The sequence below is a fragment of the Pseudomonas sp. genome, from assembly GCF_050739995.1.
Taxonomy (GTDB): Bacteria; Pseudomonadota; Gammaproteobacteria; order Pseudomonadales; family Pseudomonadaceae; genus Aquipseudomonas.
Map to the genome: position 1 here is coordinate 1 of NZ_JBOICG010000361.1, position 1864 is coordinate 1864.

Below are 1864 nucleotides of genomic sequence, written 5' to 3' on the forward strand. Positions count from 1 at the left end.
GATATCACCCTGGATACTCTGGCCCAGGCATTGCGACAGGCACAGATCGGATAGGGTGTGAAAATTCTCGAGTGATTGTCGGATCGATACCGTCGCGAAGTGGTCCAACTCTCAGTAAACTGTCATTTTTTCCGAATCCTTCTTTTCGAGGTTTATGCATGACTATCAGTCCTTTTGCGGGCAAGCCGGCGCCAGCCCAGTTGCTGGTGGACATCCCGCGACTGGTCACGGCCTATTACACCGGCCAGCCTGATGCAGCAATCTCCACTCAACGCGTGGCCTTTGGTACCTCCGGGCACCGCGGCAGCTCTTTCGAGCTGAGTTTCAACGAATGGCATGTGCTTGCCATCAGCCAGGCCATCTGCCTGTACCGTGAAGCCCAGGGCATCAACGGCCCGCTGTTTGTCGGCCTGGATACCCATGCCTTGTCGACACCGGCCGGCGCCAGCGCCCTGGAAGTCCTGGCGGCCAATGGCGTGCACGTGATGCTGGCCGAAGGTGACGAATACACGCCGACCCCGGCGATTTCCCACGCGATCATCTGCTACAACCGTGGCCGCACCAGTGGCTTGGCGGACGGCATCGTCATTACACCGTCCCACAACCCGCCACAAAGTGGCGGCTACAAGTACAACCCGCCCAATGGCGGCCCGGCTGACACGCATGTCACCAAGTGGATCGAAGCCAAGGCCAACGAGCTGCTGGCCAACAAACTGGCGGGGGTCAAGCGCATCACCCACGCGCAGGCGCTCAAGGCTGACACCACCCATCGCCATGACTACCTCAACAGCTACGTGGCCGACTTGATCAATGTGATCGACATGGACGCCATCCGCAGCGCCAATCTGCGTCTGGGCGTTGACCCGTTGGGTGGAGCAGGGGTGCGCTACTGGTCGGCGATTGCCGAGCACTACCGCTTGAACCTGGACGTGGTGAATACCGAAGTCGACTCCACCTTCCGCTTCATGAGCGTCGACTGGGACGGTCAGATCCGCATGGACCCGTCTTCCAGCTATGCCATGCAAGGTTTGATCGGCCTCAAGGAACGTTTCGACGTGGCCTTTGCCTGCGACCCCGACCACGACCGTCACGGCATCGTTACTCCGTCTGGTGGCTTGTTGGCGCCCAACAACTACTTGGCGGTGTCCATCGACTACTTGTTCCAGAACCGCCCCGACTGGCGCGCTGACGCGGCCGTGGGCAAGACCGTGGTCAGCAGCGGCCTGATAGATCGCGTGGCAGCACGTATTGGCCGTCGCCTGTACGAAGTGCCAGTAGGCTTCAAGTGGTTCGCCGATGGTTTGTTCGAAGGCTCGCTGGGGTTTGGCGGCGAAGAAAGCGCCGGTGCCTCGTTCCTGCGCAAGGACGGCACCGTGTGGAGTACCGACAAGGACGGCCTGATTCCAGCCTTGCTGGCAGCGGAAATGACCTCGCGCAAAGGCCAGGACCCCAGCCAGATCTACCGCGGCCTGACCGACGCCCTGGGCGAGCCGTTCGCCATTCGTGTCGATGCCAAGGCCACCCCGGCGCAGAAAGCGTTGTTGGGCAAGCTGTCGCCGGAGCAAGTCACATCCACGCAATTGGCTGGGGAGAGCATCCAGCAGATCCTCAGCCATGCGCCGGGCAATAACCAGGCGATCGGTGGTTTGAAAGTGATGACTGAAAATGGCTGGTTCGCCGCGCGCCCATCAGGCACTGAGGACATCTACAAGATCTACGCCGAGAGCTTTATTGGCGAAGATCACCTCAAGCAGTTGGTGGAAGAGGCCCAAGTACTGGTAGACGGTGCAATCTCCCAGTAACCCAGAAAGTCAAAATGTGGGAGGGGGCTTGCTCCCGATGACAGTGTGTCAGTCAACTAAGA

1 protein-coding gene is annotated in these 1864 nt (G+C 60.0%); it reads left to right on the forward strand.

Going from position 1 to position 1864, the window contains the following annotated elements; all coding sequences use genetic code 11:
• The first annotated feature begins 158 nt into the window (after nt 1–158).
• Nucleotides 159–1802, forward strand: a complete 1644-nt coding sequence (pgm, locus tag ACRESD_RS12040; protein ID WP_431751098.1) for a phosphoglucomutase (alpha-D-glucose-1,6-bisphosphate-dependent) — start codon at nt 159–161, stop codon at nt 1800–1802.
• Nucleotides 1803–1864 lie beyond the last annotated feature (62 nt).

Excerpts from the sequence above, each read along its gene's own strand:
- pgm (WP_431751098.1), top strand. The coding sequence starts at position 159 with ATGACTATCAGTCCTTTTGCGGGCAAGCCGGCGCCAGCCCAGTTGCTG.